This window comes from [Clostridium] clostridioforme AGR2157 (genome assembly GCF_000424325.1).
In the GTDB taxonomy this organism is placed as follows: Bacteria; Bacillota; Clostridia; order Lachnospirales; family Lachnospiraceae; genus Enterocloster; species Enterocloster clostridioformis_A.
The window spans coordinates 1-26,882 of record NZ_AUJR01000004.1; the positions used below are offsets into that span (position 1 = coordinate 1).

Annotated in this window: 26 protein-coding genes, 1 other RNA gene and 2 pseudogenes; 20 read left to right on the forward strand and 9 right to left on the reverse strand. The window is 49.4% G+C overall.

All coding sequences use genetic code 11. The features are described 5' to 3' along the window. Positions 1-389 precede the first annotated feature (389 nt). Positions 390-1,172, forward strand: a pseudogene (locus G614_RS34130) (IS91 family transposase); the annotation flags it as partial. On the opposite strand, the gene G614_RS29515 reads toward G614_RS34130, so the two are convergent. Further along, entirely contained in the window at positions 1,121-1,561 is a 441-nt protein-coding gene (locus G614_RS29515) for a PaaI family thioesterase (protein WP_080664450.1), read from the reverse strand. The pseudogene G614_RS34130 and the gene G614_RS29515 overlap by 52 nt on opposite strands. Positions 1,562-1,764: 203 nt before the next feature. Between G614_RS29515 and G614_RS0101115 the strand changes: the two genes are divergently transcribed. From G614_RS0101115 to G614_RS0101155, 9 genes are all read left to right on the forward strand, one after another. Then, positions 1,765-2,949, forward strand: a complete 1,185-nt coding sequence (locus tag G614_RS0101115) for an acyl-CoA dehydrogenase family protein (protein WP_002584685.1) — start codon at positions 1,765-1,767, stop codon at positions 2,947-2,949. A gap of 115 nt (positions 2,950-3,064) precedes the next feature. Next, entirely contained in the window at positions 3,065-4,294 is a 1,230-nt protein-coding gene (locus G614_RS0101120; protein ID WP_225537841.1) for a CaiB/BaiF CoA transferase family protein, read from the forward strand. Positions 4,295-4,333: 39 nt separating this feature from the next. Continuing rightward, positions 4,334-5,476, forward strand: a complete 1,143-nt coding sequence (locus G614_RS0101125) for an acyl-CoA dehydrogenase family protein (RefSeq protein WP_002584683.1) — start codon at positions 4,334-4,336, stop codon at positions 5,474-5,476. Positions 5,477-5,504: 28 nt separating this feature from the next. After that, a complete protein-coding gene (locus tag G614_RS0101130) occupies positions 5,505-6,293 on the forward strand; it encodes an electron transfer flavoprotein subunit beta/FixA family protein (protein WP_002584682.1) in 789 nt (262 codons plus the stop codon). A gap of 25 nt (positions 6,294-6,318) precedes the next feature. Then, complete coding sequence (locus G614_RS0101135; protein ID WP_002584681.1) at positions 6,319-7,329, forward strand: electron transfer flavoprotein subunit alpha/FixB family protein; 1,011 nt, start codon at positions 6,319-6,321, stop codon at positions 7,327-7,329. A gap of 91 nt (positions 7,330-7,420) precedes the next feature. Further along, positions 7,421-9,151 carry an AMP-binding protein gene (locus tag G614_RS0101140; protein WP_027640444.1) on the forward strand — a complete coding sequence of 577 codons (1,731 nt, stop codon included), beginning with the start codon at positions 7,421-7,423 and terminating at the stop codon, positions 9,149-9,151. 7 nt (positions 9,152-9,158) lie between these two features. Beyond that, positions 9,159-9,716 (forward strand): hypothetical protein, encoded by a 558-nt coding sequence (locus tag G614_RS0101145; RefSeq protein WP_027640445.1) that lies wholly within the window; start codon positions 9,159-9,161, stop codon positions 9,714-9,716. 192 nt (positions 9,717-9,908) lie between these two features. Then, complete coding sequence (locus tag G614_RS32320; protein ID WP_242827967.1) at positions 9,909-10,076, forward strand: hypothetical protein; 168 nt, start codon at positions 9,909-9,911, stop codon at positions 10,074-10,076. 17 nt (positions 10,077-10,093) lie between these two features. Next, on the forward strand, positions 10,094-11,395 hold the full coding sequence (locus G614_RS0101155; protein ID WP_022201749.1) for a GntP family permease: 1,302 nt from the start codon (positions 10,094-10,096) through the stop codon (positions 11,393-11,395). 106 nt (positions 11,396-11,501) lie between these two features. Here the strand turns inward: G614_RS0101155 and G614_RS0101160 are convergent, their stop codons facing one another. Beyond that, the gene (locus G614_RS0101160) at positions 11,502-12,389 is read right to left on the reverse strand and encodes a LysR family transcriptional regulator (RefSeq protein WP_027640446.1); all 888 of its coding nucleotides are present in this window, start codon (positions 12,387-12,389) and stop codon (positions 11,502-11,504) included. Between the two features lie 205 nt (positions 12,390-12,594). Between G614_RS0101160 and G614_RS31000 the strand changes: the two genes are divergently transcribed. From G614_RS31000 to G614_RS0101195, 8 genes and pseudogenes are all read left to right on the forward strand, one after another. Further along, complete coding sequence (locus tag G614_RS31000) at positions 12,595-12,780, forward strand: hypothetical protein (RefSeq protein ID WP_044917327.1); 186 nt, start codon at positions 12,595-12,597, stop codon at positions 12,778-12,780. A 52-nt stretch (positions 12,781-12,832) separates the two neighbouring features. After that, complete coding sequence (locus G614_RS32325) at positions 12,833-13,111, forward strand: PTS glucose transporter subunit IIA (RefSeq protein WP_242827968.1); 279 nt, start codon at positions 12,833-12,835, stop codon at positions 13,109-13,111. Further along, a complete protein-coding gene (locus tag G614_RS32330) occupies positions 13,068-13,361 on the forward strand; it encodes an RHS repeat domain-containing protein (RefSeq protein ID WP_242827969.1) in 294 nt (97 codons plus the stop codon). Before G614_RS32325 ends, G614_RS32330 begins: the two co-directional genes overlap by 44 nt. Then, positions 13,291-13,986, forward strand: coding sequence for a hypothetical protein (locus G614_RS32335; RefSeq protein ID WP_242827970.1), 696 nt, complete (start codon positions 13,291-13,293; stop codon positions 13,984-13,986). Before G614_RS32330 ends, G614_RS32335 begins: the two co-directional genes overlap by 71 nt. Further along, on the forward strand, positions 13,964-14,452 hold the full coding sequence (locus G614_RS32340) for an RHS repeat protein (RefSeq protein WP_027640448.1): 489 nt from the start codon (positions 13,964-13,966) through the stop codon (positions 14,450-14,452). Before G614_RS32335 ends, G614_RS32340 begins: the two co-directional genes overlap by 23 nt. Beyond that, the gene (locus G614_RS32345) at positions 14,442-14,699 is read left to right on the forward strand and encodes an RHS repeat protein (protein ID WP_027640449.1); all 258 of its coding nucleotides are present in this window, start codon (positions 14,442-14,444) and stop codon (positions 14,697-14,699) included. Before G614_RS32340 ends, G614_RS32345 begins: the two co-directional genes overlap by 11 nt. A gap of 61 nt (positions 14,700-14,760) precedes the next feature. Then, positions 14,761-15,015 (forward strand): annotated as a pseudogene (locus G614_RS34135) (ATP-binding protein); the annotation flags it as partial. 718 nt (positions 15,016-15,733) lie between these two features. Continuing rightward, a complete protein-coding gene (locus G614_RS0101195; RefSeq protein ID WP_027640451.1) occupies positions 15,734-16,159 on the forward strand; it encodes a hypothetical protein in 426 nt (141 codons plus the stop codon). 270 nt (positions 16,160-16,429) lie between these two features. Here the strand turns inward: G614_RS0101195 and ssrA are convergent. After that, positions 16,430-16,769, reverse strand: a transfer-messenger RNA (tmRNA) gene (gene ssrA / locus G614_RS29535). 652 nt (positions 16,770-17,421) lie between these two features. On the opposite strand from ssrA, the gene G614_RS0101200 reads away from it, so the two are divergent. Beyond that, positions 17,422-18,198 carry an SIMPL domain-containing protein gene (locus G614_RS0101200; protein WP_027640452.1) on the forward strand — a complete coding sequence of 259 codons (777 nt, stop codon included), beginning with the start codon at positions 17,422-17,424 and terminating at the stop codon, positions 18,196-18,198. A gap of 129 nt (positions 18,199-18,327) precedes the next feature. Here the strand turns inward: G614_RS0101200 and G614_RS0101205 are convergent, their stop codons facing one another. The 6 genes from G614_RS0101205 to G614_RS0101230 form a co-directional block, all read right to left on the reverse strand. Continuing rightward, the gene (locus tag G614_RS0101205) at positions 18,328-19,674 is read right to left on the reverse strand and encodes a uracil-xanthine permease family protein (RefSeq protein WP_027640453.1); all 1,347 of its coding nucleotides are present in this window, start codon (positions 19,672-19,674) and stop codon (positions 18,328-18,330) included. A gap of 15 nt (positions 19,675-19,689) precedes the next feature. Then, positions 19,690-20,640, reverse strand: coding sequence for a carbamate kinase (gene arcC, locus G614_RS0101210; protein ID WP_027640454.1), 951 nt, complete (start codon positions 20,638-20,640; stop codon positions 19,690-19,692). A 129-nt stretch (positions 20,641-20,769) separates the two neighbouring features. Continuing rightward, entirely contained in the window at positions 20,770-21,963 is a 1,194-nt protein-coding gene (gene ygeW / locus G614_RS0101215; protein WP_027640455.1) for a knotted carbamoyltransferase YgeW, read from the reverse strand. A gap of 57 nt (positions 21,964-22,020) precedes the next feature. Next, positions 22,021-23,337, reverse strand: coding sequence for a YgeY family selenium metabolism-linked hydrolase (locus G614_RS0101220; protein WP_027640456.1), 1,317 nt, complete (start codon positions 23,335-23,337; stop codon positions 22,021-22,023). 57 nt (positions 23,338-23,394) lie between these two features. Continuing rightward, positions 23,395-24,603 (reverse strand): diaminopropionate ammonia-lyase, encoded by a 1,209-nt coding sequence (gene dpaL / locus G614_RS0101225; protein WP_027640457.1) that lies wholly within the window; start codon positions 24,601-24,603, stop codon positions 23,395-23,397. Between the two features lie 24 nt (positions 24,604-24,627). Continuing rightward, the gene (locus G614_RS0101230; RefSeq protein ID WP_027640458.1) at positions 24,628-25,293 is read right to left on the reverse strand and encodes a helix-turn-helix transcriptional regulator; all 666 of its coding nucleotides are present in this window, start codon (positions 25,291-25,293) and stop codon (positions 24,628-24,630) included. A 253-nt stretch (positions 25,294-25,546) separates the two neighbouring features. On the opposite strand from G614_RS0101230, the gene ssnA reads away from it, so the two are divergent. Beyond that, on the forward strand, positions 25,547-26,878 hold the full coding sequence (gene ssnA, locus G614_RS0101235) for a putative aminohydrolase SsnA (protein ID WP_027640459.1): 1,332 nt from the start codon (positions 25,547-25,549) through the stop codon (positions 26,876-26,878). The last annotated feature ends 4 nt before the right edge of the window (positions 26,879-26,882 follow it).

Genomic DNA, 26,882 nt, shown 5'->3' on the forward strand with positions numbered 1-26,882 from the left:
GGATGTCACTGTATGTCCATGCTGCGGCGGGGCCATGTCCTATGAAGTATGTACTGAATGGACCCCAAAAAGAAGCAGCGCCTGATCCCAAAGCAACCGGATATGGGACATAAGATTTGGGGGTAAGGGGGAAGTATGCCTTAAACCAGTGATATCCTCTTGAGTTCCTGTCGAAAAGCATCCAGCAGAGCTGTCAGACAGGTGAAAGCCGGAGCATTGAATCCCCATACCGGACGCGACTTTGTTCAATTCGGAAAAACCGAAAGTGTGCTGAATAAGGGGGCAGAAAAGATTGCCCTCTTATTCAACCCACCTCCGGTTCTTTCCTTAGAAATTATGACAAGCTTGTCATAAAAGATATGTGCACCTCGCCTCTAACGGCACAGTTCATGCCGTCAGCCCCCTTGACCGGATGGGAGGTGGCACCCTTGGGTGATCTCAATGTCCAGAAAATCTGGCAGTTTTCATATGGCAGTTACTGTGATTCCGGACAGCCCCAGTCGGATGTCCAGCGCAAGGCTTCCCTTGCCATCCTGAACTGCAAATCCGGAAGGCTCGGCGTCAATGTCTCCATCTGCCCTGACTGCGGGCATATGGAGTTCCACAACTGTTCCTGCCGCAACCGTAACTGCCCCAACTGCCAGGCTGTGCAAAAAGAGCTCTGGGTGGACAAACGCCGGGCCGAGGTGATCGATGCTCCCTACTTCCATGTGGTATTCACACTGCCGCATGAACTCAATCCCCTCATTTACTGCAACCAGGAGCGCCTTTATGGGCTCCTCCACAAATGCTGTGCGCAGACGCTCTTGGAATTGTCCGCTGATAAAAAGTACCTTGGCGCAACACCCGGGATCATCCAGATCCTTCATACCTGGAACCAGGAGATCGTTTACCATGTGCATATGCACTGTATTATCTCCGGCGGCGGCCTTACCCCTGACCATAAGATACGGAAGGCAAAAGACCGTTTTTTCATACCGGTAAAGGTACTCCGTGACAAGTTCAAAGGGAAATATCTTGCCTGCCTGGATTCGCTTTATAAAAACGGCAGACTGAACGTTTCCTCTTCCTGTGAAAAACTCCGCAATTCTTATGAATGGTCTGCGTTCCGCGATGCCCTTTATGAGAAGGACTGGTGTCCATACATAAAAGAAACCTTCAACGGGTTCGGCGCGATTAAAAACATCGTAAAGCTTGCGGATGCCACCAGCTTGCCAGCGTCGTTGGTGACAGTTACCTGATTGACCACGGTTTTCCGGCCCTTGTGTATGGCGTTGGATTCTATATAGATGGTTCCGGTATTAACCCCTCTTAAGAAATTGATGCTGCTGCATTCCGTGACATTGGCGGTCTCGTAGGCGTAAGTAGACATTCCTGCCGCCGTGTCGCAGAGGGAGAATAAAAAACCGCCGTGAACATTTCCGTAAAGATTTAAGGCTTCCTGAGTAATTTCCACGGAGAGCTTCGCGTGGCCCGGAGAGACCTCAAGGAGCTTAGCGTTTTCTATGCCTCCGATCGGATGAATATGTCTTAGAATGCCGTCCATTATCTCTGATCTCATGTATGCATACCTCCTTCAGGCTATACTATATCATTACAATAATCCATTTACAACGGGATAAAGGAATTATAGGTTTTAACTATCAATTAACGGAGTTATCGCGGACAGAGCCGATTGGATGTTTCCTTCGCAACAGGCTATAATAGATTTATCAAGATTGTTAAAAAAATATTTAACAAGAATAAATAAGGAGGATATAACAAATGAGCAAGTTATCAAATGAGGAATTCCAGGCGTATTTAAAGCAGATCCGTGAGCTGGCAGAGGGTCCCCTTGAGGAAATCCAGAAGGAAGTGGAAGTAACCAATAAGTTTCCTCAGGAGTTCTACGACCTGGCAATCGAGAACGATTTATACCGTTGTTCCCTTCCAGAGGAGTACGGCGGATACGGATTGAATGAGCTGGAGATTTTACAGGTTCAGGAAGAGTTCTCCAGAGGACCGGGCGGAATGAGAATGCATCTTCACTATGCGATGGATTTAAACTGGAGAATTCTGGAGGATTACGGCAGTGAAGAAGTAAAGGCAGAATATATGCCTAAGTTCCAGAACAAGGAAGTATTTACCTGTTTTGCTCTGACAGAGGCGACCGGCGGTACCGGCGCTGACTTACATACTATGGCAGTGAAAGACGGCGATTCTTACGTATTAAACGGCGAGAAGACACTGATTTCCCATACCGACTGCTGCGAATTCGCTTACGTAATTGCAGTAACCAATCCGGAATCTGATAAGAATGACAGACTGTCTGCATTCTTCGTACCGTTAGACACTCCCGGATTTGAAGTTATCAACATGCCTCATATGATGGGATGCCGGGGAGCCGGCCATGGCGAGCTGAAATTCACAGACTGCCGCATCGACAAGAAATACCTTCTGGGCAAAGAGGGACAGGGACTGGAAATTGCAATGCACTCCTTATCCGTATCCCGTGCCCATATTGCTGCCAGCAACCTGGGAATGGCACAGAGAATGCTGGAACTGTCCTTACAGTATGCCGCTGACCGCGTAACCTTCGGAAAGCCAATCGGAACCCGTCAGGCGATCCGCTGCAAGATTGCCGATATGTCCATGATGGTACACGCTCTCCGCTGCATGGTTTACGATTTTGCAAAATCTTATATGGAGAATCCAACCGGCGAATATATCGAAGAAAAAGCTGCTATGTGTAAGCTGTACAGCATCGATACAACCAGAAGAGTCAGCGATGAAATGCTGGAGATCTTCGGCGGTGTCGGATACTTTGAAGACTGCAAGTACGGCCCGGTTGAGCGTCTCTACCGTGACTGCCGCGCCATGTGGTTAGAGGAAGGCGCTCCGACCGTACAGAGAATCACAATTTCCAGAAATACCATTAAACACGGCGCTCATATCGAATACGTTGTCTAAACCGTATTAATAGGTGTTCCGGGCAACCCGCTTTGAAAACGAAGATATCTGACACAAAAGGGTCATCAGGTTCACACTCCGGACCTGTCGGCCCTTTTCCATATATGGAGGGAAAATGATGAAACCATTAGAAGGCGTAAAAGTAGTGGATTTAACCACGTATCTGGCGGCTCCTACCACGGTTCGCGTACTTGGCGAATGGGGAGCCGACTGTATCAAGATCGAATCTCATAAAGGAGATCCTGCCAGGACTCAGGGCGCCGTGTTCAACATGCCGTTTACCGACGACGAGAACCTGGCTTTTGATGTGGCAAACTTAAATAAGAAATTTATCACTCTGAACCTGAAGACGGAAAAAGGTCTGGAGATTTGTTATAAGCTTCTGGAGGAAGCGGACGTATTTGTGACCAACACGAGAACGAAATCCTTAGTGAAGCTGGGACTGGACTACGATACCTTAAAGGAGAAGTTCCCGAAACTGATTTTCGCCCAGGTCCTGGGATACGGTGAAAAGGGACCGGAAAAGGATACAGCGGGCTTCGACGTGACCTGTTACATGGCGAGAGGCGGCGTGTTCGGAACCACGGTAAACCGCGGCGACGCCCCCATGATTCCTACCAACGGTTTTGGAGATTTCCAGGTTGCCATGTCTCTGGCATCCGGCATCTGCGCGGCCCTGTACCGCAGGGAGAAAACCGGCGAGGGAGACAAGGTTACCATCGGACTGCATCACGCGGCTGTCTATGCGCTGAGCACAGGCCTGATCTCCGCACAGTATGGAAATCAGTACCCTAAGAGCAGAAAAGAAGTTTCCAATCCATTTAACAATGTATTCCGCACCAGAGACAACAAATGGGTCTGCATCTGCTGTCCGGAATATGACCGCGACTATGAGAAGATGTTCACACTCCTTGGCTGTCCGGAAATGCTGGAAAAAGAGCAGTACCGTCACTGCGCGGATGTCAACAACAACCATCTGAATAAAGACGTGACCGATGTGCTGGATGGCGCCATTGCGAAGATCGACAGAGATGACTTGATGAAGATGTTAAAGGAAAATGATATGCCGTGTGAAGCCGCGTATGAGCCGCTCGATATCTATGAGGATGAGCAGGCGTGGGCCAACGATGTGCTGACAAAGATTCCTTATCCGTCAGGCGGAAAGATCATGCCGACCAACCCGGTAGGCTTCGCATCTCTGGGAAAGCCGGACTATGTGATCGGAGGAATGCAGGGCGCGCATACGGTGGAGATTATGAAGCATCTGGGATACAGTGATGAGCAGATTGAAGAGATCATTGCCTCCAAAGCCGCAGAAGGCGCAACAGGACTGAAACCTCTGTAATGAAAAACGAACAACCAGAAAGGGGAACGTGAAAATATCATGAGCTTACTTTACACCGAAGAACAGAAAGCGCTGCTTGCTCTGGTAAGGGAGATGGCAGAAAATGAAATAAAACCTCATGTAAAGGACGCGGACGAGAAAGGGGAGTGTCCGAGAGAGCTGTTTAAATGGGGATTTGATATGGGACTTCACATGCTGGAGATCCCGGAGGAATACGGCGGAACCGGTTTGAGCTATGAGACCACCGCCATGATTTTTGAGGAGCTGGCGAAGGTGGACGCGGGTTACGCCATCACCTTCGTAACCACGTTTGTGGCGCTTAGAAATGTAATCCTTGCAGGAACGAAGGAGCAGGGACAGTATTTTGCAGATAAGATTGCCCCCGGCCGGTTTGCCGGATTTGCCCTGACGGAGCCCAATGCCGGTTCCGACCCCGCGGCTATGCGCGCCACGGCGGTGAAGGACGGGGATGAATATATTTTAAATGGAACCAAGACCTTTATCACCAACGGCGCCCTGGCGGATGTCTTCGTGGGATTCTTTAAGACGGATCCGGCGGGGGGACACAGAGGCATATCTGCTTTCATCATTGATGCGGATGCGAAGGGCGTTACTGTGGGAGCCCATGAGAACAAGATGGGTCTCAGGCTTTCCAACACCACGGATTTGATTTTCGATAATGTCCGTGTGAAGGCTTCTTCTATGGTAGGACCTGAGGGCTCCGGGTTCAAGCTGGCTTTAAACGCTCTGAACTTATCCAGAGCCTTTGTGGCCACGTTGGCTGTGGGGATCATGCAGCGGGCGCTGGATGAATCTGTTAAGTATGCGAAGGAAAGAAAACAGTTTAATACTCCTATTATTAAATACCAGATGGTACAGCAGATGCTGGCCGATATGGCAATTAAGATTGAAGCATCCCGATGCCTCGTCAATAACACCATGCGGATGATGGATCAGGGAATCATGGTGCAGAAGGAAGGCTCTATCTGTAAGACGTTTGTGTCCGACTGCGCGCAGGAGGTCACCTCCAATGCAGTCCAGATATTTGGCGGATACGGCTACAGCAAAGAGTATCCGGTGGAAAAACTTATGAGAGACTGTAAAGTGTTCCAGATATTTGAGGGAGCCAACCAGATCCAGAGAATGACGATTGCTAACGTATTAAATAAGGAATATAAGTAAAACGCGTTCGTGACGAGGAGGAATGAAGATGAATATAGTTGTTTGTATAAAACAGGTTCCGGATACCACTGAGATCAAGATCGATCCGGTGAAAAATACGCTGATTCGTACCGGCGTGCCGAGTATCATGAACCCTTTTGATAAAAATGCGCTGGAAACCGGTCTTCAGTTGAAGGACCGTTACGGCGGAAAAGTGACCGTGATTTCCATGGGACCGCCTCAGGCGAAGGCGGTGCTCCGGGAAGCGCTGGCTATGGGAGCGGATGAGGCGTATCTGGTTACCGACCGCGCTTTTGGCGGTTCCGATACGTATGCTACCAGTTATATTCTGTCTCAGGCGATTAAGAAGCTGGGCGGGTTCGATGTAATCCTGGGCGGCAAACAGGCCATCGACGGAGATACGGGACAGACGGCTCCCAGCATTGCAGAGCATCTGGGGGCAGTCAGGCTGACGTATATTCTCAATATGGAAATCGAGGGCGGCAAGGTGGTCGCCAGACGCCAGGTGGAAGAGGGCGTGGAGGTCATTGAGGCCAGCCTTCCGGTGCTGTGTACCGCGACTAAGGAGAGCAACAAACCCCGATACGCTACCATTAAAGGAGTGCTTAATTCCTTAAAAGCAGAGATCGGAGAGATCACTCTGGCGAGCCTGCCGGATTCCGATACCACCAAGATGGGCTTAAAGGGCTCCCCGACAAAGGTAAAAGCAACCTTTACGCCAAAGAGAAATGCAAACTGCATGAACATTGAAGGCAATAGCCCGGCGGAGACCGCAGGGACCCTGATTGACAGGCTGACAGAGGCAAAAGTACTTTAAGGACGGCAAAAGGAGGTCGCGAGAGATGAGTTTTGATACATGTAAGGACGTATGGGTATTTATCGAATGCTTCCAGGGTCAGCCCAAAAGCGTGGGCCTTGAGCTGCTTGGCCAGGGACGAAAGCTGGCGGACGGCTTAAAGCAGAAGTTATGCGCCGTGGTCATCGCAAAGGATGTGGATGAGGCGGTGAAAGAGGCCGGAGAGTACGGCGCGGATAAGATATATGTGGTAAAGGGAGACGAATACGAGAATTACTCCGCTGACGCTTATGGAAATGTATTCTTGAAGCTCTGCGAAAAGTATGATCCCAATACGATTCTGGTGGGAGCAACCGTAAACGGCAGGGATTTGGGCTCTAAGATTGCAGTCAGCCTGCGTACGGGGCTGACCGCGGACTGTACGGCGCTGAGCGTCGATGAGGAGAGCGGAAATGTGGTCTGGGAACGGCCTGCATTTGGCGGAAATCTTTACGCACAGATCCTGTGCAGCGAGACAAGGCCGCAGATGGGAACCTGCAGACCTGGCGCGTTTAAGAAGCCGGAAAGGATTCCGGATAACAAGCCGGAGATCATCATGGAATCAATCCACACGCCGGAAAGCGAGATCAGGACTAAGGTAATTGATTTCATTAAAGCGTGTGAGGACAACGATATTCCGCTTCAGGACGCGGAGGTGATCGTATCCGGTGGCCGCGGCATGAAGAACGGAGAGAATTTCAAAGTCTTAAAGGAACTGGCAGACGTACTTGGCGGAACGGTCGGCTGCTCCAGAGCGGCGGTTGACTCCGGCTGGATGCCGCAGTCCAAACAGGTTGGGCAGACGGGAACCACGGTAACTCCGAAGATCTACTTCGCCTGCGCCATCTCCGGCGCTGTCCAGCATGTGGCGGGCATGAGCGGCTCCGGGACCATTGTGGCAATTAATAAGGACGATACGGCGCCGATCTTTGAGGTGGCGGATTACGGCATCGTAGGCGACGTGTTTGAGATTGTTCCGGCTCTTGTGAAGGAGTTAAAGGCAAGGCAGCAGGGATGATGAAAGTTTTTACAGGGCATAACCGCAGTACATGCGCTGAAGGCAGGCGTGGTCCGGCAGGATGCGCGCAAAAAGGTATAGGAGACGGGGCATGATTGATGAGATGAAGATCAATGCCATCCAGCGGGAAAAGTATCTTTCCAAAGGTTACTGGAAGGATATCACGCTGCTGGACTGTTGGAAAGAATCCGTGAAGAAGTATTCCGAACGGGAATATGTGGTGGATGACAGGGGGAATCGGTATACCTACCGGCAGATGGATGAGGCCGCGTCGAAAGTGGCGGCCTTTCTCCGGAAGCAGGGTGTTTTGCCGGGAGACGCGGTATCGTTCCAGCTCCCCATCTGGAGCGAGTTCGTGGTGGTGACTATCGCCTGCTTTATGACCGGGGCCGTAGCCCATCCCATCGCCATGTCCTATGAGGAAAAGGAACTGATACGGAGCATGAATTTAACGGAGTCAAAGGTTTACTTCGGACCCTCCTTTTTTCATAAGACGGATTATGCGAGCCGGATTCTGGCTGTGAGAGAACGCATTCCGTCGCTGTCCTGCGTCGTCATCGTGGGCGGTGAAAAGCCGGAGGCCGGCGGGGTATTGGCGTTTGAGGAAATTCTGGACCGATGGGATGCGGAGACTGGGCGGACGGATACGGAACATGCGGAGACGGACCAGAGGGAAACAGACCAGACAGAAACAGACCAGAGGGAAACAGATCAGACGGAAACAGACCGGACGGAGACAGAGAGCGGGCGGACAGGAGAGGATCTGGCGCTGATTCTCTGCACCTCAGGGACGACCAGCGGGACGAAGGGAGTACTGCTTACCCACAATAATATCCGTTACAGCGAGGAGGTATTTACCAGGGAACTGGGACTGACCTGTGAGGACATCATGTTTATGCCCGCGCCGTTAAACCACGCAACGGGCTTCCATCACGGGCTGATAACCCCCATGCTGATCGGGGCGAAGGTGGTGCTTCAGCAGAAGTACCGCTGCCGGGAGGCCATTGATCTGATGAACCGGGAGCGGTGCACCTTCTCCATGGGCGCTACGCCATTTATCTATGACATTCTCCGGGAACTGGAGAACGGCGGCGGGGAACTGCCGTTTCTGAAGCTTTACCTCTGTGGCGGCGCTCCGGTGCCGGGATATATGGTACAGAAGGCGTGGAGCTTCGGAATCCTGCTCTGTGAGGTCTACGGCTCGACGGAAAGCGTCCCCCACGTGTTTGTACGGCCCGATGAGGCGCTGGAATTAAACGGGACCACTTCCGGACGTCCGATGGAAGGCGTTGAAATCCGCGTCGTGGACGACGAGGGAAACGACGTGCCGCCGGGAGTACCGGGAGAAGAGCTTTCCAGAGGTCCCAATGTGTTTGTGGGATATTTAAAGGATAAGAAGATTACGGATGGCGCGCTGGATGACGACGGGTGGTTTCACAGCGGGGATCTGTGCGTAAGGGATGAAGCGGGCAATATTCACATTATTGGACGAAAGAAAGATATGATCGTCCGCGGCGGAGAGAATTTGAATTCCAACGAGATTAATGACTGGCTGGAAGGCTGCCCGGGAATGGGCGACCATACGGTGATCGGAATGCCGGATGACCGGCTGGGCGAGAGAATCTGCGCCTTTGCCGTGCCGCTGCTGGGATTTGAACATCTGAAGCTGGAGGACGCGACCGGCTGGCTCTGCCAGAACGGAGTCCCGAAACGGTTTTGGCCGGAGAGGCTGGAGCTGATCGACCGTATTCCCCACACGGGCAGCGGAAAGGTGAAAAAGTATCTGTTAAAAGAGGAACTGGAAAAAAGAATGAAGGGTTGATATCGCAATGATTGAGCAGAAATTTGGACCGAGAAGGTGCCGGGATACCCGAGAACCACGCGCGGATCAGTGTCCGGATGTTGTATTTTATCGCTGCAGAAGCTGTAACAGCTTATTTCCAGTTACCGGAGGCCAGGCGCTTTTAGAGAAGAAAATTCTCTGCTGCAATGAGGAAGCAGAGCGCCTGGCGCCAACGGACGCCGAAGGGGCAAAGGAGCTTTTGGAACTGAGCTACCAGATTACGGGCGGCTATAACGACAACGCCGTAAAGGTATCCTGGAAGACGAAAAAGCAGGAATGCGTTCCGCAGTGGATTTATCTGAAGACCTTCACCGGCGGTTATTTAAAATACGTGATGAAGGAAAAACGTTCCCCCATGGTATTTGCACTGGCAGATACGGATGCGTTCTGCTACTGTGATGAAGACCCCTGCCTGGAATGTGTGTTTCGCTGTAAAAGGGGTTTTGCGGTTTACGCATATTCTGAGGGAACGGGGCTTTTGGAAATGCCGTTGGACCGAATGACGGCCCACTGGCAGACACGAGAAAAGGAAACGGAAAAGTAGGGGGGGATACGTGAATCATGCCCAGCTTTTTAACAATAAGAAAACGCTGCGGCGATCAACTATGCGCAGGGCTTTAACGACCGTGTTCTGAACTGGTATCAGAAAAGGACCGGGGAAGATCCGGAGGTTTCCAAAGCTAAACGCAACCGGCGGGGAGCTGTCCTTACCTTTGTCTATATCTGTCTTACCTGGGTGATATCCCAGACAGGGCTTACGGCACTGGTATCCAAGGGACTGACCGCGGCATCCTATATCAATTTATTCACTCTCATCCTTCCCACGGTGATGAATGTGATAATCGGATGGCCGGACGGAGCGTATGACAGCGGCAGGAAGGTGCAGGCCGGAACAGAAAAATAAATGATGGAGGTATTTTTATGTTAGCAACAGTGGGTCTTATTTTTGCCATTGCTCTCCTGGTGGTTATGATCATCAAGGGGATTGACATGATAACTGCTACCGTAATTACGGCGGTAATTATCTTATTAAGCAGTCAGCTCAGCCTGTCCGACGGTCTTCTTACCACATTCTCCGGCGGCGCCGGTGGTTTCGTAACTTCCTGGTTCCTGATTCTGGGTATGGGAGGCATCTTCGGACAACTGGTGCTGGAAACCGGACTGGCAACGAAAATAGCCAAATGGCTGACACAGAAGCTGGGAGCTAAGATGGTTGGTCTGGTTATATTGATCTGTACTTTTTTTATCACACTTTTAGGCATCAATGGATATATCATGGTGTTTGTACTGTATCCGATCGCAGATAATCTGCTCCGTGAAAATAAGATGGACCGCAGGCTGCTTCCGTTCATGCTTCTGGGGGGTGGAGCTTCCGCCAATGGATTTATGTACACCCTGGATATCTGTAACGTACTGCCCAGCGGTTATCTGGGAACGTCTCTGGGATCGGCGCCTTTCTTATCGCTTGTGTTTACCGTAATCGTGGCTGTGTGCTACTTCGTATATTTCAACTATGCCCAGGCCCAGAGCCACAAAAAACATACGAATGAAGAGCTGCTGGCCATGTATGCCGACTCCAATAAGATTATGAGCGATGAAGAACTTCCTGGTATCGGGATGTCGGTGCTTCCGTTCGTTGTAGTGTTTGGCATTGTAGTGGCTACCTCCAGCTGGGGAACCTCCACGAGTATCCTGTTTTCTTTGACCGTGGGCATTCTGCTGATTATAGCGACACAGTTTAAGCATATTGAAAATATTAAATCCTCCGCGAAAACGGGCGCAGGATCAGGACTGAATTCTATGCTGACGGTTGCGGCGGTTATGGGACTTTCCAAGGTGCTCAGTCTGTCACCTGCGTTTAAAGAGCTGCAGCAGGCCGTTTTGGCCATGAATATGCCGGTGTATTTAAAGGCTTATTTCGGAACCGCGGTACTGACTGGTCTGACCGGATCCGCAATCTCCGGCGAAACCATATTCCTGGAGAGCTTCGGCCAGGCGTTTGTGGATATGGGAGTCAATGTCCAGGCTCTTCACAGAATCGTGGCAGAGTCGGCCCTGATTTTAAATAAGCTGCCTAACTCCTCCGTGGCGATTCTTACAATGTCCATCTGCGGGTGTAGCTTAAAGGAGAGCTATAAGCACGTGATTCTGGGAACCATGATTCCAGCGGCTGTAGCGGGTCTGGTTATCGCTTTGATGGCTACCTTTGGTATTACATTTTAGAGAATTGTGAGTATGGAAAAAGGAACCGTTCCTCTGGTTCAGAGAGCAGAGGACGGTTCCTTTTTTGCGTTTTGTGTGACAGCTATGCGGCAGGTGTGAAGGAATCTTACTCCGGCATATTTAAGCAATGGGCGACCATGAAGTTCGCAAAGGCTTCCACGGCTGAAGTGATGAAGTTTTTACTGCTGTATACCATATAAATTATGCGGGTATCTTTTGGAACATCGAGAAGCCGGACCTTGGAAAGATTACTGAACTGCCTCAAAAAGGGGGTATCGGCCACAATGGCCACTTTTGAGGAGTTGGAAATCCTGCCGGCAATGGAGATTTCGTCGTCATAGGAATAGACGGCCTCCACTCCCTTTTTTTTCAGCAGCTTGTGGACGACCTTGCCGATGGGGATTGTATCCCGGTAGGTGGTCAATCTGTAACCATTTAAGTCAGACAGATACATGGCGCCGCGGTCTGCCAGCGGATGGTTGTTTTGGACAATGGCGATCAGTTCCTGATAGGTGATGGGGACGAAGACCAGTCCGGGCATGTCGTCCACCATGGAACAGAAGCCGATGTCATATTTACCGCTGGAAACGCCCTGAGCCACCTCAATGGACATTCCATGATAGATATTAATCGTGGCCAGCGGATTCTTCTCGTGATAAAGCTCCAGCGCTTCCGGTAAAAAGTCACCTAACAGGGTGGGGATGCATCCGATATCGATAGAGCCGCTGATATGACCTGATTTCTCCTTGATCAGAGAGATGCCGTGCTCCAGGATACCTAAGGATTCGCTGACGTACTGGTAAAATTCTTTCCCGTATTTGGTAAGCTGGATATTACGCCCCTTTTTCTGGAAAAGGGATACCCCGAGTTCTTTTTCCAGGGATGCGATGGAATCGCTTAAGCTGGGCTGCGTAATATAAAGTGCCTTGGCTGCCTCCGTATAATGCTGGACTTCAGCCAGTTTTCGAAAATAGTATAGTTGTGGTAAGTTCATAATACACTCCAATAAATTGATATACTTATTATACAGGATGAACAAAGAAAATGCCAGTAAACAGCGAAAAAATTCCGGCTGTATTCTAATTACAGTCAGGAATTCTAATTTACATTTGTCCGACTATCTGATCCGGCAGCCGGGACGCAGTCTGATGGTGGATACCTCTTTTCGGTTTGAACAGGATTAGGAGATACTGCGCGGTATGGTGGAGGCGCTTGGAGTGTCCTATAAGGATCTGGACGTGTTTATTACCCACGACCATCCGGACCATATGGGGCTGAACGTCTTCAACGGTCAATCCAAATGCCTCCAGGATCAGCCCTATGAAACTATCCGATTTCTGACAGGGCCCTATCTTTATGTACGCCTCTCCAGAATATGGAAGTAACATCATCTATGCGTTGATTGCCGCCGGGGTATCCGTTGTGGTCACATTTGTCATGACATTGATTTTTGGCTGGGATGATCCGAAAGAGGCAGAAGAGGCATTAGCTGGAAAAGACAGGGCAGACAGAGGGGCATTCACTGGAAGAGACAAGACAAGTAGCGGGGCATTAAAGGAATTTGCAATTACAAGCCCTGTTACAGGCGGGATGATACCGCTTTCAGAGGTAAAAGACGAGACATTTGCCAGCGGAATGCTCGGCCTTGAGAACGGGAACTGTATCACGAAGAATGATTACGAACCGACAGAAGGCAAAGACACATATTGCCTATGACAGGAATGGTAATGTGACCGAATTTACCTATGCAGATGGAGGAAAGGTTACTTATACATATGACCGGGCCGGACGTCTGCGCACAAGCACCGCACAGAACGGACTTGTGACAGAACTGACCTATGACGGCAATGAAAATATCATCCGGATCAAGGATGATGACAGTCGCATTTACAAATATGATTATGACCACAATAACCTCTGGTCGCGCGGAGGACCCATTAGGCGGAATCACTGCCTATACCTATGACGGGGCCGGGAACCGGGTATCAGAGACCAATGCAGAGGGACATACAACCACATATGCTTACGATGCAGTGGGACGCCTTAAGGAGATGACCGATGCCCTGGGCGGAGTGGTATCCCAGGAATATGACCTGAACGGAAATATTCTTAAGGGAACAGATGCCAACGGACACATCACGGATTACCATTATGATGTGCTGGGGCAGCTCCTGGCACAGTCGGATGCAGCCGGATATGTGACAGCATTTGAACATGATTCCCTGGGAGATGTTATCAAAATGACAGATGCTCTTAAGGGGGAAACTACGTATGAAAGGGATGCCCTTAGGAGAACTAACAAGGTAACAGATGCTAGGGGAGGTGAATACCTCTATGATATGGACGAGGTAGGCAATGTTACTAAGATTACCATGCCTGATGGGGATACCATTGTTATGGGCTATGATACTGGAGGGTGCCTTCGGAAGTTGCGCGATGAAGCCGGGCTGCTGACCATCTACCAGTATGATGCCATGGACCATGTCACATCTGCATCAGATAATGCCGGGAATAAGATGACCTATGAGTACGACACAAGCGGCAACCTGATTAAGCAGACGGATACCATTGGCCAGCAGCTACACATATGATTCGCTGGGGCGTCTCAAGACGGCTGTTAATGGCTCCGGAAAGACCGTGGAATATGTATATGATGGAGCCGACAACCTGAAGGGAATCCTGTACCCCGATGGGAAGGATGTACAGTACGAGTATGATAAGAATGATAATATAACCCGGATTAAGGACAGGGATGGAAGGGAAATCCAATTCAGCTATGATCCGCTAATACGTCTGGTCCGTGTGGACCGTCCGGAAGGGACCGTGACCACCATAACCTATAATGCATACAACCAGGTGACAGAGCTTCAGAACAACTGTGTATGCGGATTCCTTATCTCAAACTACAAGTATACCTACAACAAGGCGGGACTCGTGTCTTCGGAAACGGCGAAAGAATGCCTGTTCGCATCCGAAAAGGACTATGGCCATAAGGGAGGGGACAAGGATAACACGGACATTTACCTACGATGCAGACGGCGAGCTGGTGGAGAGTAAGGAGAGCAAGGGCCAGTTTGATAAAGTGACGTATACCTACAAATACGATCAGGCCGGGAACATAACCCTGGCAAAGAAAGCGAAGCTCAACAGTTATCTGGAATCCTGGCAGAACACCTACACCTATAATGCGGATAACCAGATGACAGAGGCAACCGTATGTGAGGGGAACCTGACGAAAAAGTATACATTCACTTATGATGCCAACGGAAACATGACAGCCGAGTGCTTCCATAAGCAGGCGTAGGTGCGTTACCAGTACGATACCGAGAACCGGCTGACGGCAGTGTACGACCCGCAGAAGCTTCTGGTTGCTAACGGAACAGCACGATATTCTGGAACTTCTGCATCGGAGACGGAAAAGATCCTCCACGATTTTCTGCTCTCAGTATGACTCAAGCGGCTGGTATGACCAGCTTGGAGGAGACGACAGCCCGCTCGCAGAAGCAATCCTTGACCGCATCAAGCATGACGCATACAAGATCAATATCGTACCGACAGATCCGTCCAACTACCGATCGATGAGGGAGGTATATGGTCTAGATCCGGCAATGAGCGAGTAAACTCGCACATGTAACCTGCTAACCCAATGATTTCCCAGTCCGGACTACTGATTTCCGGTCCTCCGGACTGGCGCTTTCAGCGCACCGGTATATCCAATTTATTTGTTAATCCTACTAAAATACTAGAAGAAATGCTAGGAAATACAATGGGTTTTGGAATATGAGTGAAATATTGTGAGAAAAAATCTCAGTTTGGAATTGGTTTGAATATCAAAGTATTTATGCAAACCAATTCAATAACCCTATAATCCTCCTCAATCTATCATCCCCTAAGTTTATCATTCACATTGTAATCTCTAATACACAGTGATAGAATAAACCTATAACATATCGAGGGGGGAGTTATTATGTCTGAATCAAAGCGCTTAAAGCAATGTCCTATATGTAAAGAGTTTTCGGATGTATCAGAAATGTATTGTAGTTGTGGCTATGAATTTGGGGGAAATCGCTGTACCAATCCAAAGTGTAAACGAGCCTGTGATGATTTTACACGCCTTTGCCCGGATTGTGACAGTGCGACACAAAACTACCTTGATGGTTATTTACAAGGTATATCCACCAATGTTAAGTAAAAATGGCCGACTATTAAAATACATTACAGCCAAGGGAAATAAAATATGACAGTAAGACCTAAAAAGGAATAAACGTAACTGGAATGGCTCACCAATAACATACTTGAGGTAAACACATATATTGACAGCAATCATGAGAATGTCCCATGATGATTCAGATGAACAACCATGGGGAAAGTTACCTGAATCAACATCCATATGATATATGGCAGGGAAGTAACGGTAATTGGTATACGTATCTGCCGGATAAAGAGAGAGGGAGGGTGCTTAAGAAAAGAAGTTCAGAAACAAAGATTAGACAACTGATAATTGACTATTATAAGAGTAAGACACCAACATTGGGAGAAGTATTCACAGAATGGGCAACTGATAAGTTGGAGTTGGAAGAAATAAAAAAGGGTACATACGACCGATATATTAGAGACTTTAAGCGATTTTTTGGTGATGAGAAAATAAAGAATCTAAGATTTGAGTCTATTGACGAAGAATGGCTTGAGAAGTTTATTAAGAAGGCTATTGTCAAAGAAAAACTTACAAGAAAGTCATATTGTACTATTTATGCGGCATGGTGAAAGGATAAAAACATTTACATACAGGAAACGCATTGTCAGTGCGTGTAATGCACTTTGCATAATGATATTAACTGCACAAGGCAATACTATTTCTACAGTAACAAGAATAATAATACCAAGATACAGCAGATAAATCGGGCTGCAATTCCAATGAAAACAGCCTAAAAAGTAATCAAAAAAGGTAATCAAAATCCTAAAAAGGTAATCAAGCATTTCTAAAAAGAAAATGCCGGAATTCCTTATAAAATAAGGAAAAACCGACATCATTCAGCATGGAGCTGAGGGGAATCGAACCCCTGTCCGAAAATCAATTCCCTGTTCTTCTACTATCATAGTCCTTTATTTGACATTCCCTCTGCCATCAGAGAAAGGACACCCGGATGGTTTCAGTAGCTTCATCATACGCCCATATGCTCAAAGCTTTGCATACGTCGTTTCCCACATAGTCGATGCCAGGGTCTTAAAGTGCGGGTGCTCTAAGTCTGACAGCTGCCATTAGGCAGCGATTGCTAATTCGTCGTTAGCGTTTATATTTATTTTTGCCATTTAACCCATTGCATGGGGATAGCTTCACCAGCTGCATGACCCCCGTCGAAACCAGTACAACCCCTGAATATTCAGTACTGCGCTTACCTGGTATGCTAACGAAATCCTGCGCTCACTCTATATTAGCAGTTTCCGGTGTCGCTGTCAAGGGTAATGATGAAATATAGACAGGCAAGATATAGCAAGAGCCGCAGGCATTGCCAGAAATAAATTCGTAGAAACTTTGTAATGAAACATACCTCTATAATTAAGAGAAAAGAAATACCAGAATTCCCTCTTTCTGGTAGTATAAGGATAGGGCATATTAGTACGCCCGGTATCATATGAATAGATTCCGATGAAAACAGAAAAGAGGGAGGCAAGTGTGAAAAATAACTGAATGGTTTAGAAAGACTTTACCAAACACAAAAAGGGAGTCTTTCGGCTCCCCAAAAAAATTATTTTAGGAATAGCAACATTGACTGTCATCCTGTGACTGAATAAATATGGTTTATTACCAATGATAAGAGTCCGGGCTCAATGTCCCACTTGTTTGTGTTTGAAAGAATGACGGCACATATAATTATGCGGGGTCGAAATAAATTCGCCACTCCTCCTTCCGTGCTCTGTAGTATATTGCTATTCCATATAAGAATTATAAAACAAAGAGTGGAGGGGCACAACATTTTTCATAACTTGTTTGTGCCTTGAGCGAAGCGAAAGGAATGATAAAAATTATGAAATATATTATGAAGAAGACAGTATATACAGCAGGTATTAGCGCGGCTGTGGCCGCAGCAGCCTTAGGGCTGGGCGGGTGTGCGGCAGGGACGCAGATTCCGGACACTTTGAAGGTACAGAATGTAGGCGCGGCAGAGAACGTGATTACGGTGACCGGGCGTGAGGAGGTAAAGGTGGTGCCGGATATGGCCCAGATTGAATATGTCGTCTATACCAGGGAGGATACAGCCGCTGCCTGCCAGGAGAAGAACGCCAGTGACCTTAACGCAGCCATTGAGACATTAAAGGGCCTGGGAGTGGAAGAAACTTCCATACAGACATCTTCCTATGGTCTGAGTCCTATCCGCAATTGGAATTCAGATAAACAGGAGATAATCGGATATGAGATGACTACCAATTTGACAGTCTCTGACATACCTATTGACAATGCAGGAACCATCATTACAAAGTCAGTGGCCGCAGGAGTCAACGGTATTAATTCCGTCAGCTATTTTTCCAGCAGCTATGATGCCAGCTATCAGGAGGCGCTGAAGGGAGCCATGGCCGTGGCCCAGGCCAAAGCGCAGGCTCTGGCGGAGGCCAGCGGAAAGACATTGGCCGGTGTGGTCCATGTGGAGGAATTCGGCTATCAGCCGGAGACCAGATATGCCTCCTATAATTCAGGGGGTTCTGCCAAGATAGCTGCGGCCGTGGAAGACGCAGGTGTTCCCGTAATGCCGGGCCAGGTCAGTGTGGAAGCCCAGGTGACGGTTGCGTATGAGCTGAATGAATAGGTTATATTAAACTTACTGAATGGAAAACAAGTGAAATAACGCCGTGTGTATACCCCGGAAACAGTATCATATAGCAGTATGTGGTACTGTTTCCGGGGATATATGTCATATACCATTACAATAATAGGATTAATTCTTTTTATCCTTTCCGGCATCCTTGGGAAGGGTGACATTCAACAGGATAGCCACCAGGGTAGCGATGACAACCGGAGATTTTCCGAAGATTGTGGTAACCCATGCTGGGAATGCGGACAGGGAGGCGGAGGCCTGTGACACGCCCATTCCCAGGGCAGCCGCAAGACCTACGATAGAGGTATTGCGGTAGTTCATATCCTCCGTCATGACCAGTTTCATGCCGGTCATGGCAATGGAAGCGAATACAGATACAGTCGCTCCGCCTAAGACCGCATACGGAATGGTGGTCAGCAGGGCGGAGAACTTGGGGAACAGTCCGGCAACCAGTATAATCAGTGCGGAAAGTCCTAAGGTCACGCGGTTAACAACCTTGGTGGTAGCCACGATACCTACGTTCTGGCTGTAGGTGGCAGTGGGCAGACATCCCAGGAACGCGCCTATGATGTTTGAAAAGCCGTAGCCCAGAATAGCGCCGTGAAGCTCGTTTGTGGTGGGCTCGCGGTCCAGGCCTCCTGCCGTGGTGGCAGAGAAGTCGCCGATTGCCTGCACGGAGTTGATGACGAACAGCAGTCCCAGGGCTATGCAGGCAGATGCCTCAAAGCTGATGCCGAAATGCATGATCTGAGGAAGCTGGAACATGCCGGATTCAGCCACATTGCCAAAGCTTACCATGCCAAAGAACATGGAGAAGATATAGCCTGCAATCATGCCTATGAGAATGGATGCCAGTTTCAGGAATCCCTTGGCAAAATGGTTCAGCACAGTGACGACCACCAGAGTGAAGATGGCTACTACCCAGTTCTGCCATGCACCATAGGCGGGCTGGCCCGCGCCGCCTGCCATGTAGTTGATGGCAGTTGGGTAGAGAGACAGGCCAATGGTAAATACAACGGTGCCTGCAATCAGAGGCGGGAAGAACTTTCGTATCTTCTTGATGCTAAGGCCTACGATAATGGAGCAGATACCGCCTGCAATCTGGGCTCCCAGTATGGCCGGAATGCCGGACTGCTCCGCAATGGCCTGCATGCTGGGAACGTAGGCAAAGCTTACGCCCAGGATGACAGGAAGGCCGGCGCCCAGGTGGAAACTGTTCTTATTGCCTATGGGGAAGAGCTGCAGCAGTGTGGCCAGGGCAGATACCACCAGGGAAGCCTGAATCAGCAAAACCCGGTCTGCCGTGTCAATGCCTGCTGCGCCGGAAATGATAATGGCCGGCGTCACACAGCCCACAATCATGGCTACTACATGCTGCAGGGCCAGGGGAATTGCCTGGCTCATTTTTGGCACACCATCCAAATCAAACAGGGATGCGCACTGTTTCACTGTATTGTCTGTATTCATATTTCATTGCCTCCTTTACGCTAAATGGATATGAGTTCCGGTTTTTCCCTGGATACCGTCTTTTGCTTTTTCCAACAGCGTAATGAGAGCCGTGCGTCCTGGTTTTGATTCAGCAAATTTAACAGCAGCCTGAACTTTGGGAAGCATGGAACCGGGGGCAAAATGTCCCTCTTTGATATACTGTCTTGCTTCTTCTGTGTCCAGGTCATCCAGCCATTTTTCTTCCGGCTTTCCGAAGTTAATAGCAACCTTTTCAACTGCAGTGAGAATAATCAGGAAATCAGCGTTCAGATTCTCAGCTAACAGTTCACTGGCGAAGTCCTTGTCGATTACGGCGCTTGCGCCCTTTAAGTGGTTCCCCTGACGGGTGACCGGGATACCGCCGCCGCCGCAGGCGATTACCATCTGGCCTGAGTCTACCAGAGAGCGGATGGCGCCGATTTCAACGATTTCAGCAGGTCTTGGAGATGCCACCATGCGGCGGTAGCCACGTCCGGAATCCTCTTTCATAATGTAACCATACTTTTCCTCTGCAATCCTGGCCTGTTCTTCTGTCATGAAGTGGCCGATTGGCTTGGAAGGAGCATCAAATGCAGGGTCGTCTGCATCCACACGGACCTGTGTAATCATGGTTGCAACCGGAATATCATACATTTCACGGTTATAGAGTTCCTCTCTTAAGGCGTTCTGCAGGTCGTAGCCGATATAAGCCTGGCTCATGGCCACACAGACAGAGAGAGGGGTGTTGGGCTGGTTTGCGTCCTCGCGGCTCAGCGCGGCCATTGCATTGTTGATCATGCCCACCTGAGGGCCGTTGCCATGGGCTACGATAACCTCGCAGCCTTCCTCGATGAGGTCTACGATGGCCTTGGCTGTGATCTTGACAGCTTTCATCTGCTCAGGAAGGGTATTGCCAAGTGCATTGCCGCCAAGGGCGATGACAATACGTTTTTTCTTGTTTTCCATAGTGATTTTCCCCTTTATAGGGCAGGATATGAGGGTATCCCGCCAAGTTTTTGCATAATTTGAGATAAAAAGGGCTGCAGGACTCAGTCCGGCAGCCCTTACATTGTATTACATGGTAAGATGGATGATTTATTTGAATACTCTGGGTGTTCTTTTTTCTTCCAGCTTCTTTAAGATGTCAGCCGGGTCAGCGAACTTAGCCAGCATAATCATGGCAGCGATTACGTATGGCTTGTAGCTTGCCTCTTTGTACAGAGGGTCACGGTAGCGGTCAAATACAGTTGCCTCAACCTCTCCGTCCTTGCAGCTTACATCGTTGATGTCAGCCGGTAAGCAGTGCAGGTACAGAGCCTTGCCGTCCTTGGTGGTCTTCATCAGTTCCTCAGTACAGCACCAGTCTTTGTGCTCTGCGTTCTGAGCCAGCAGCTCTTTCTCCAGAGCCTTGATGCCCTCGCAGTCGCCTTCTGCGTACAGGTTGGTTCTCTTTTCCATAGCTGCAAATGGAGCCCAGCTCTTTGGATATACGATGTCAGCATCCTTGAATGCGTCAGCCATGTCATGGGATACACGGAAGGAACCGCCGGTCTTTTCAGCGTTCTTTCTGGCAACTTCCTCAACCTCTGGCATGATTTCGTAGCCTTCCGGATGAGCCAGGACAACTTCCATGCCCATACGTGTCATCAGGCCCACAACGCCCTGAGGAACGGAGAGAGGCTTGCCGTAGGAAGGAGAGTAAGCCCATGTCATGGCTAACTTCTTGCCCTTTAAGTTCTCTACGCCGCCGAACTCATGGATGATGTGCAGCATATCAGCCATACACTGTGTTGGGTGGTCGATGTCACATTGTAGGTTAACCAGGGTTGGCTTCTGCTCCAGGATGCCGTCCTTGTGGCCCTGTGTAACAGCGTCAACAACTTCGTGCATGTAAGCATTGCCCTTGCCGATGTACATGTCATCGCGGATACCGATAACGTCAGCCATGAAGGAAATCATGTTAGCTGTCTCACGAACAGTCTCGCCGTGAGCAACCTGGCTCTTACCCTCGTCCAAATCCTGAACTTCCAGGCCTAACAGGTTGCAGGCGGAAGCAAAGGAGAAACGTGTACGGGTGGAGTTGTCGCGGAATAAGGAGATGCCAAGGCCGCTCTCAAATACCTTTGTGGAGATGTTGTTCTCTCTCATGAAGCGGAGAGCGTCAGCAACGGTCCATACAGCTTCCAGTTCCTCGTCTGTCTTTTCCCAGGTCAGGAAGAAATCGTTCTCGTACATATCCTTGAAGTTGAGGCTGTTTAACTTATCAATGTAATCCTGTAATGTTTTCATTTGATTGACTCCTTTAATATGTTTAATTATTTAATTTAGTATCGTTGTTATAAGTTCTTACTTACAGTAAACACTAGGCAGAGCAGCATAAACAGCCGCGCAAGTAACTAAATCCTGCTTCCAGGTAATCTCGTTAGGAGCATGAGCCTGAGCCTCAGCGCCAGGACCAAAACCGATACAGGGAATGCCGTTGCGTCCCATGATGGAAACGCCGTTGGTGGAGAAGGTCCACTTATCGGTAAGAGGACGTGCCTTTCTCATCTCTACCGTAGCTTGGTCGCCGATGCGCTCGTCGCCGAACAGGTTCTTATAAGCTTCTTCCAGGGACTTGGTAACTTTGTGGTCCTCCGGGATAACCCAGGTTGGGAAGTAGCACTCGATTGGATATGTAAGGCCCTTATAGGAAGGACGGGAATACTCATACATGGATACGGTAACATCATCGCCATACTTCTTAACTGCAGGTAGAGCGCGAATCTCGTCTAAGCAGCTCTCCCAGGTCTCGCCCGCTGTCATGCGGCGGTCAAGGGATACGGAGCAGGAGTCAGCAACTGCGCAGCGGCTTGGAGATGTGAAGAAAATCTCGGAAACAGTAACAGTGCCGCGGCCTAAGAAGTTAGCTTCCTTATACTCCGGGTTGTACTTTTCATCTAACATCTTCACAAGGCCCTTAACTTCCTTGTCGTCAGCTGCATCATTCTCGTTCAGCGCACGTACATCCTGAAGGATGTCAGCCATCTTATAGATAGCGTTGTCGCCGCGCTCAGGAGCGGAACCATGGCAGGAAACGCCCTTAACGTCAACACGGATTTCCATACGGCCTCTCTGTCCGCGGTAGATGCCGCCGTCCGTAGGCTCTGTGGATACTACGAAGTCAGGACGAACCTTATCCTCGTTGATGATGTACTGCCAGCACAGACCGTCGCAGTCCTCTTCCTGAACCGTACCGGTTACCAGAACCGTATACCTGTCGCTTAACATTCCTAAATCCTTCATGATTTTAGCGCCGTAAACAGCGGATACGATACCGCCGCACTGGTCAGACACGCCGCGTCCGCCAATCTCGGTGTCATTCTCATAGCCCTCGTAAGGATCGAAGTTCCAGTTGTTCTTGTTGCCGATGCCGACTGTGTCGATGTGGGCGTCAAAGCCAATGAGGGTCCCGCCGGTTCCCATATATCCCAGAACATTGCCCATGGGGTCAATCTCAACCTTGTCAAATCCCAGCTTTGTCATCTCCTCGGCAATGCGGTCGATGTGAGCCTTCTCGTCACAGCTCTCGCCCGGGAACTTAACGATATCGCGTAAGAACTTGGTCATGTCTTTTTCGTAGTTCTGTGCTGCTTCTTTGATTTTTGCGTAATCCAGATTCATTTCTTCATTTCCTCCATTATACATTGATATTTGTTTAGGGTGTGATATAGGTGATTGTTATTTATCCAGACCTTTCCATACAATGTTCTTGTAACGGTCAGGGTCCGTATCACCTTCAGTGGAGAAGAGCAGTACTCTGGAATTCTCATTCAGGCCAATGTCCTTCCTCAGGTCAGCATATTCATCCATGGACATGATGGCTGCCAGTGCGCCGAATGGAGCTGCGCCGGATTCTCCGGAGGTAACAGGCGCGTCGCCCTTGATAGGAGCGCCCAGCATACGCATACCGGTTGCGGCTACCCAGTCAGGAGCAGCGATGAATACTTTGACATGGTTCTTTAAGATATCCCATGAAATGGTGTTGGGCTCACCGCAGGCAAGGCCGGCCATAATGGTTTCCATGTCGCCGTCCACGATGCGGATTTGTCCGTCGCCCGCAGCAGCGCCCTTGTACAGGCAGGCAGCTGCCTCGGCTTCCACAACTACGAAAGCAGGAGGATTATCAGCATAGAGATTGGAGAAGTAGCCTACCACAGCGCCTGCCAGTGAACCAACGCCTGCCTGGATAAAGATGTGGGTCGGACGTTCGCAGCCGTATTCCTTTAACTGCTCGCCGGCCTCCATGGCCATGGTTCCGTAACCCTGCATAATCCAGGATGGAATCTCCTCGTATCCGTCCCAGGCCGTATCCTGTACCATGACGCCTCTTGGCGTTTCGTCGGCTTCCCTGGCTGCCAGACGTACGCAGTCATCGTAGTTCATCTCCTGGATGTCTACCTGAGCGCCTTCCCTGGCGATGTTCTCCAGACGTGTCTGGGTGGAACCCTTAGGCATATGTACCACTGCCTTCTGTCCCAGACGGTTGGCTGCCCATGCAACGCCGCGTCCGTGGTTGCCGTCTGTGGCGGTGAAGAAGGTAGCCTGACCGAATTCTTCTCTTAACCGGTCAGAAGTGAGGACTGAGTAGGGAAGTTCGGATACGTCCCTGCCGGTTTCCTTGGCAATGTAGCGGGCCATGGAGAAGGAACCGCCCAGAACCTTGAACGCATTGAGGCCAAAACGGTAGGACTCATCTTTTAAATAGATTTCCTTTACTCCCAGGTAAGCTGCCATGTGGTCCAGCTTGGTGAGTGGTGTTTTGGTGTACTGGGGGAAGCTTTCGTGGAATGTCCTCGCCTTTGCAATCTCCTCCAGTCCCATAATCGGCAGGTTCTTGTCATCTGTCTTGGGCATATGATTGACCGCCCATAGAATCTTCTGATCCATGTTACATAGTCCTCCTTATTATCATCACGCTTTTTTATCTTCCGACTTGCGGCTGTTTACGTCAATGTAGCTGTACAAAGTAAATTTGGAGATTCCGAAGTACTTGGAAACCTTGTCCCCTGATTTTGTTATAAGGAAGGCGCCTGCATCGTTTAAGAACTGGATGGCAGTGACTTTTTCCTCCTTGTTCATCAGGGCGGCCGGCTTGCCGATCAGGGCCACCGACTGTTCAATCAGGGTATCTAACAGGTCGTTGACGTTGTGGACAATCTGTTCGGGCTGCTGCTTCACGTCCCCTTGGGGTTCGGTGTCGATGAGAGCTTTAATGGAACGATCCACGGTCATCAGACCTGTTATGTCGTAATTGATGGAGAGAAGATAGTCAATGGAATCCCCTTCCTCATTACGAATGTAGATGGTGCTGGACTTCAGTATCTTGCCGTTGGATGTACGGGTCAGGTATCCAAGATGGTCTTTTAAAGAAGCCGGATCCTTGTGAAGGGTTTCCAGGACTACTTTCGAAGGTCCGTCCCCCTCCTGGCGGTTTGTCACATGACCGTTGTTGATGTGCACAATGGAATGTTCCAGGTCGTGTTTCTCAAGGTCGTGTATGACAATCTCACAGTCAGGTCCGAACTGTCTTGCAAGGCCATCAGCAAGCTGTTTCAGTAAATCTAGTGTGTATGACATGGCTTTAACCTCCTTTTCCTCGGACTCTTCAAATCTGTTGACTTTGTACAATAAACATTTCTCAAAGTTGTGATGCGTTGTTTACGATTCCATCATAGCACAAAAAAAAGGAATTGCAAGAGGTTTTTACAAAAAAATTTTGAATATCTAAAAATTTTTGCATTTTCTGCTTGCAAATGGATTTGTATGGTGTTAGTATAGGGGTACAGGAAGTCCTGTTCTATCTTATTAAATAAAGAAAAGGAGAGAGGTTATGTTAGTGATTGGGAACGGTCGTCTGGTTACCAGAGACCCAGAACAGCCGTTTTTTGAAAATGGGGCAGTGGCAATGGACGGTACCACTATAAAGAAGGCGGGCACACTGGAAGAGATTAAGAAAGAGTTCCCTGATGCCGAATATGTGGACGCAAAGGGGGGCGTCATCATGCCGGCCTTCATCAACACCCATGAGCACATCTACAGTGCCATGGCAAGAGGTCTTTCCATTAAAGGATATGACCCAAAGGGTTTTCTGGATATTCTGGACGGCATGTGGTGGACCATTGACCGCCATCTGACGGGTGAGCAGACCCGCCAGAGCGCCAGGGCCACTTACCTGGACTCCATTAAGAACGGAGTTACCACTGTATTTGACCATCATGCCAGCTTCGGCGAGATAAAGGATTCCTTATTTGCCATTGAGGACGCTGCAAAGGAAATGGGCGTCAGGACCTGTCTATGCTATGAGGTTTCCGACAGGGACGGCATGGATAAGGCAAGGGCGGCTGTTATGGAGAATGCATCCTGGATTAAACATGCGCTGGCAGACGGCACAGATATGATTGCGGGCATGATGGGTATGCATGCGCAGTTCACCATCTCAGATGAGACCATGGAGCTGGCGGCAGCCAACAAGCCGGCTGAGGTGGGATACCACATCCACGTTGCAGAGGGCATTGAGGACCTTCACGACTGCCTTAAGAAGTACGGCAAGAGAATCGTGGACCGTCTTATGGACTGCGGCATTCTTGGGGAAAAGACTCTGCTGGCCCACTGCATTTACGTAAATCCTCATGAGATGCAGCTGATCAAGGATACGGATACAATGGTGGTTCATAACCCTGAGTCCAACATGGGCAATGCATGCGGATGCCCGCCAACCATGGAAATCGTCCACAAAGGCATTCTCACCGGTCTGGGAACAGACGGCTATACCCACGACATGACAGAGTCCTTCAAGGTGGCCAATGTCCTTCACAAACATCACCTCTGCGATGCCAATGCAGCCTGGGGCGAGGTTCCCCAGATGCTCTTTGAGGGCAATGCGAAGATTGCGAACCGCTATTTTAAGAAGCAGTTAGGTGTACTGAAGGAAGGCGCTGCGGCTGATGTGATTGTCACGGATTACATCCCGCTGACACCCATGGACGCGTCCAATGTTAACGGCCATATCCTGTTCGGCATGACCGGAAGAAGCGTGGTGACCACGGTATGTAACGGCAAGGTTCTGATGAAGGACAGGGAGCTTGCGGGACTGGATGAGGAGAAGATTCTTTACGAGGTAAGGGAAGAGGCAAAGAAGCTGGCCCATTCCATCAACGGTTAATTGC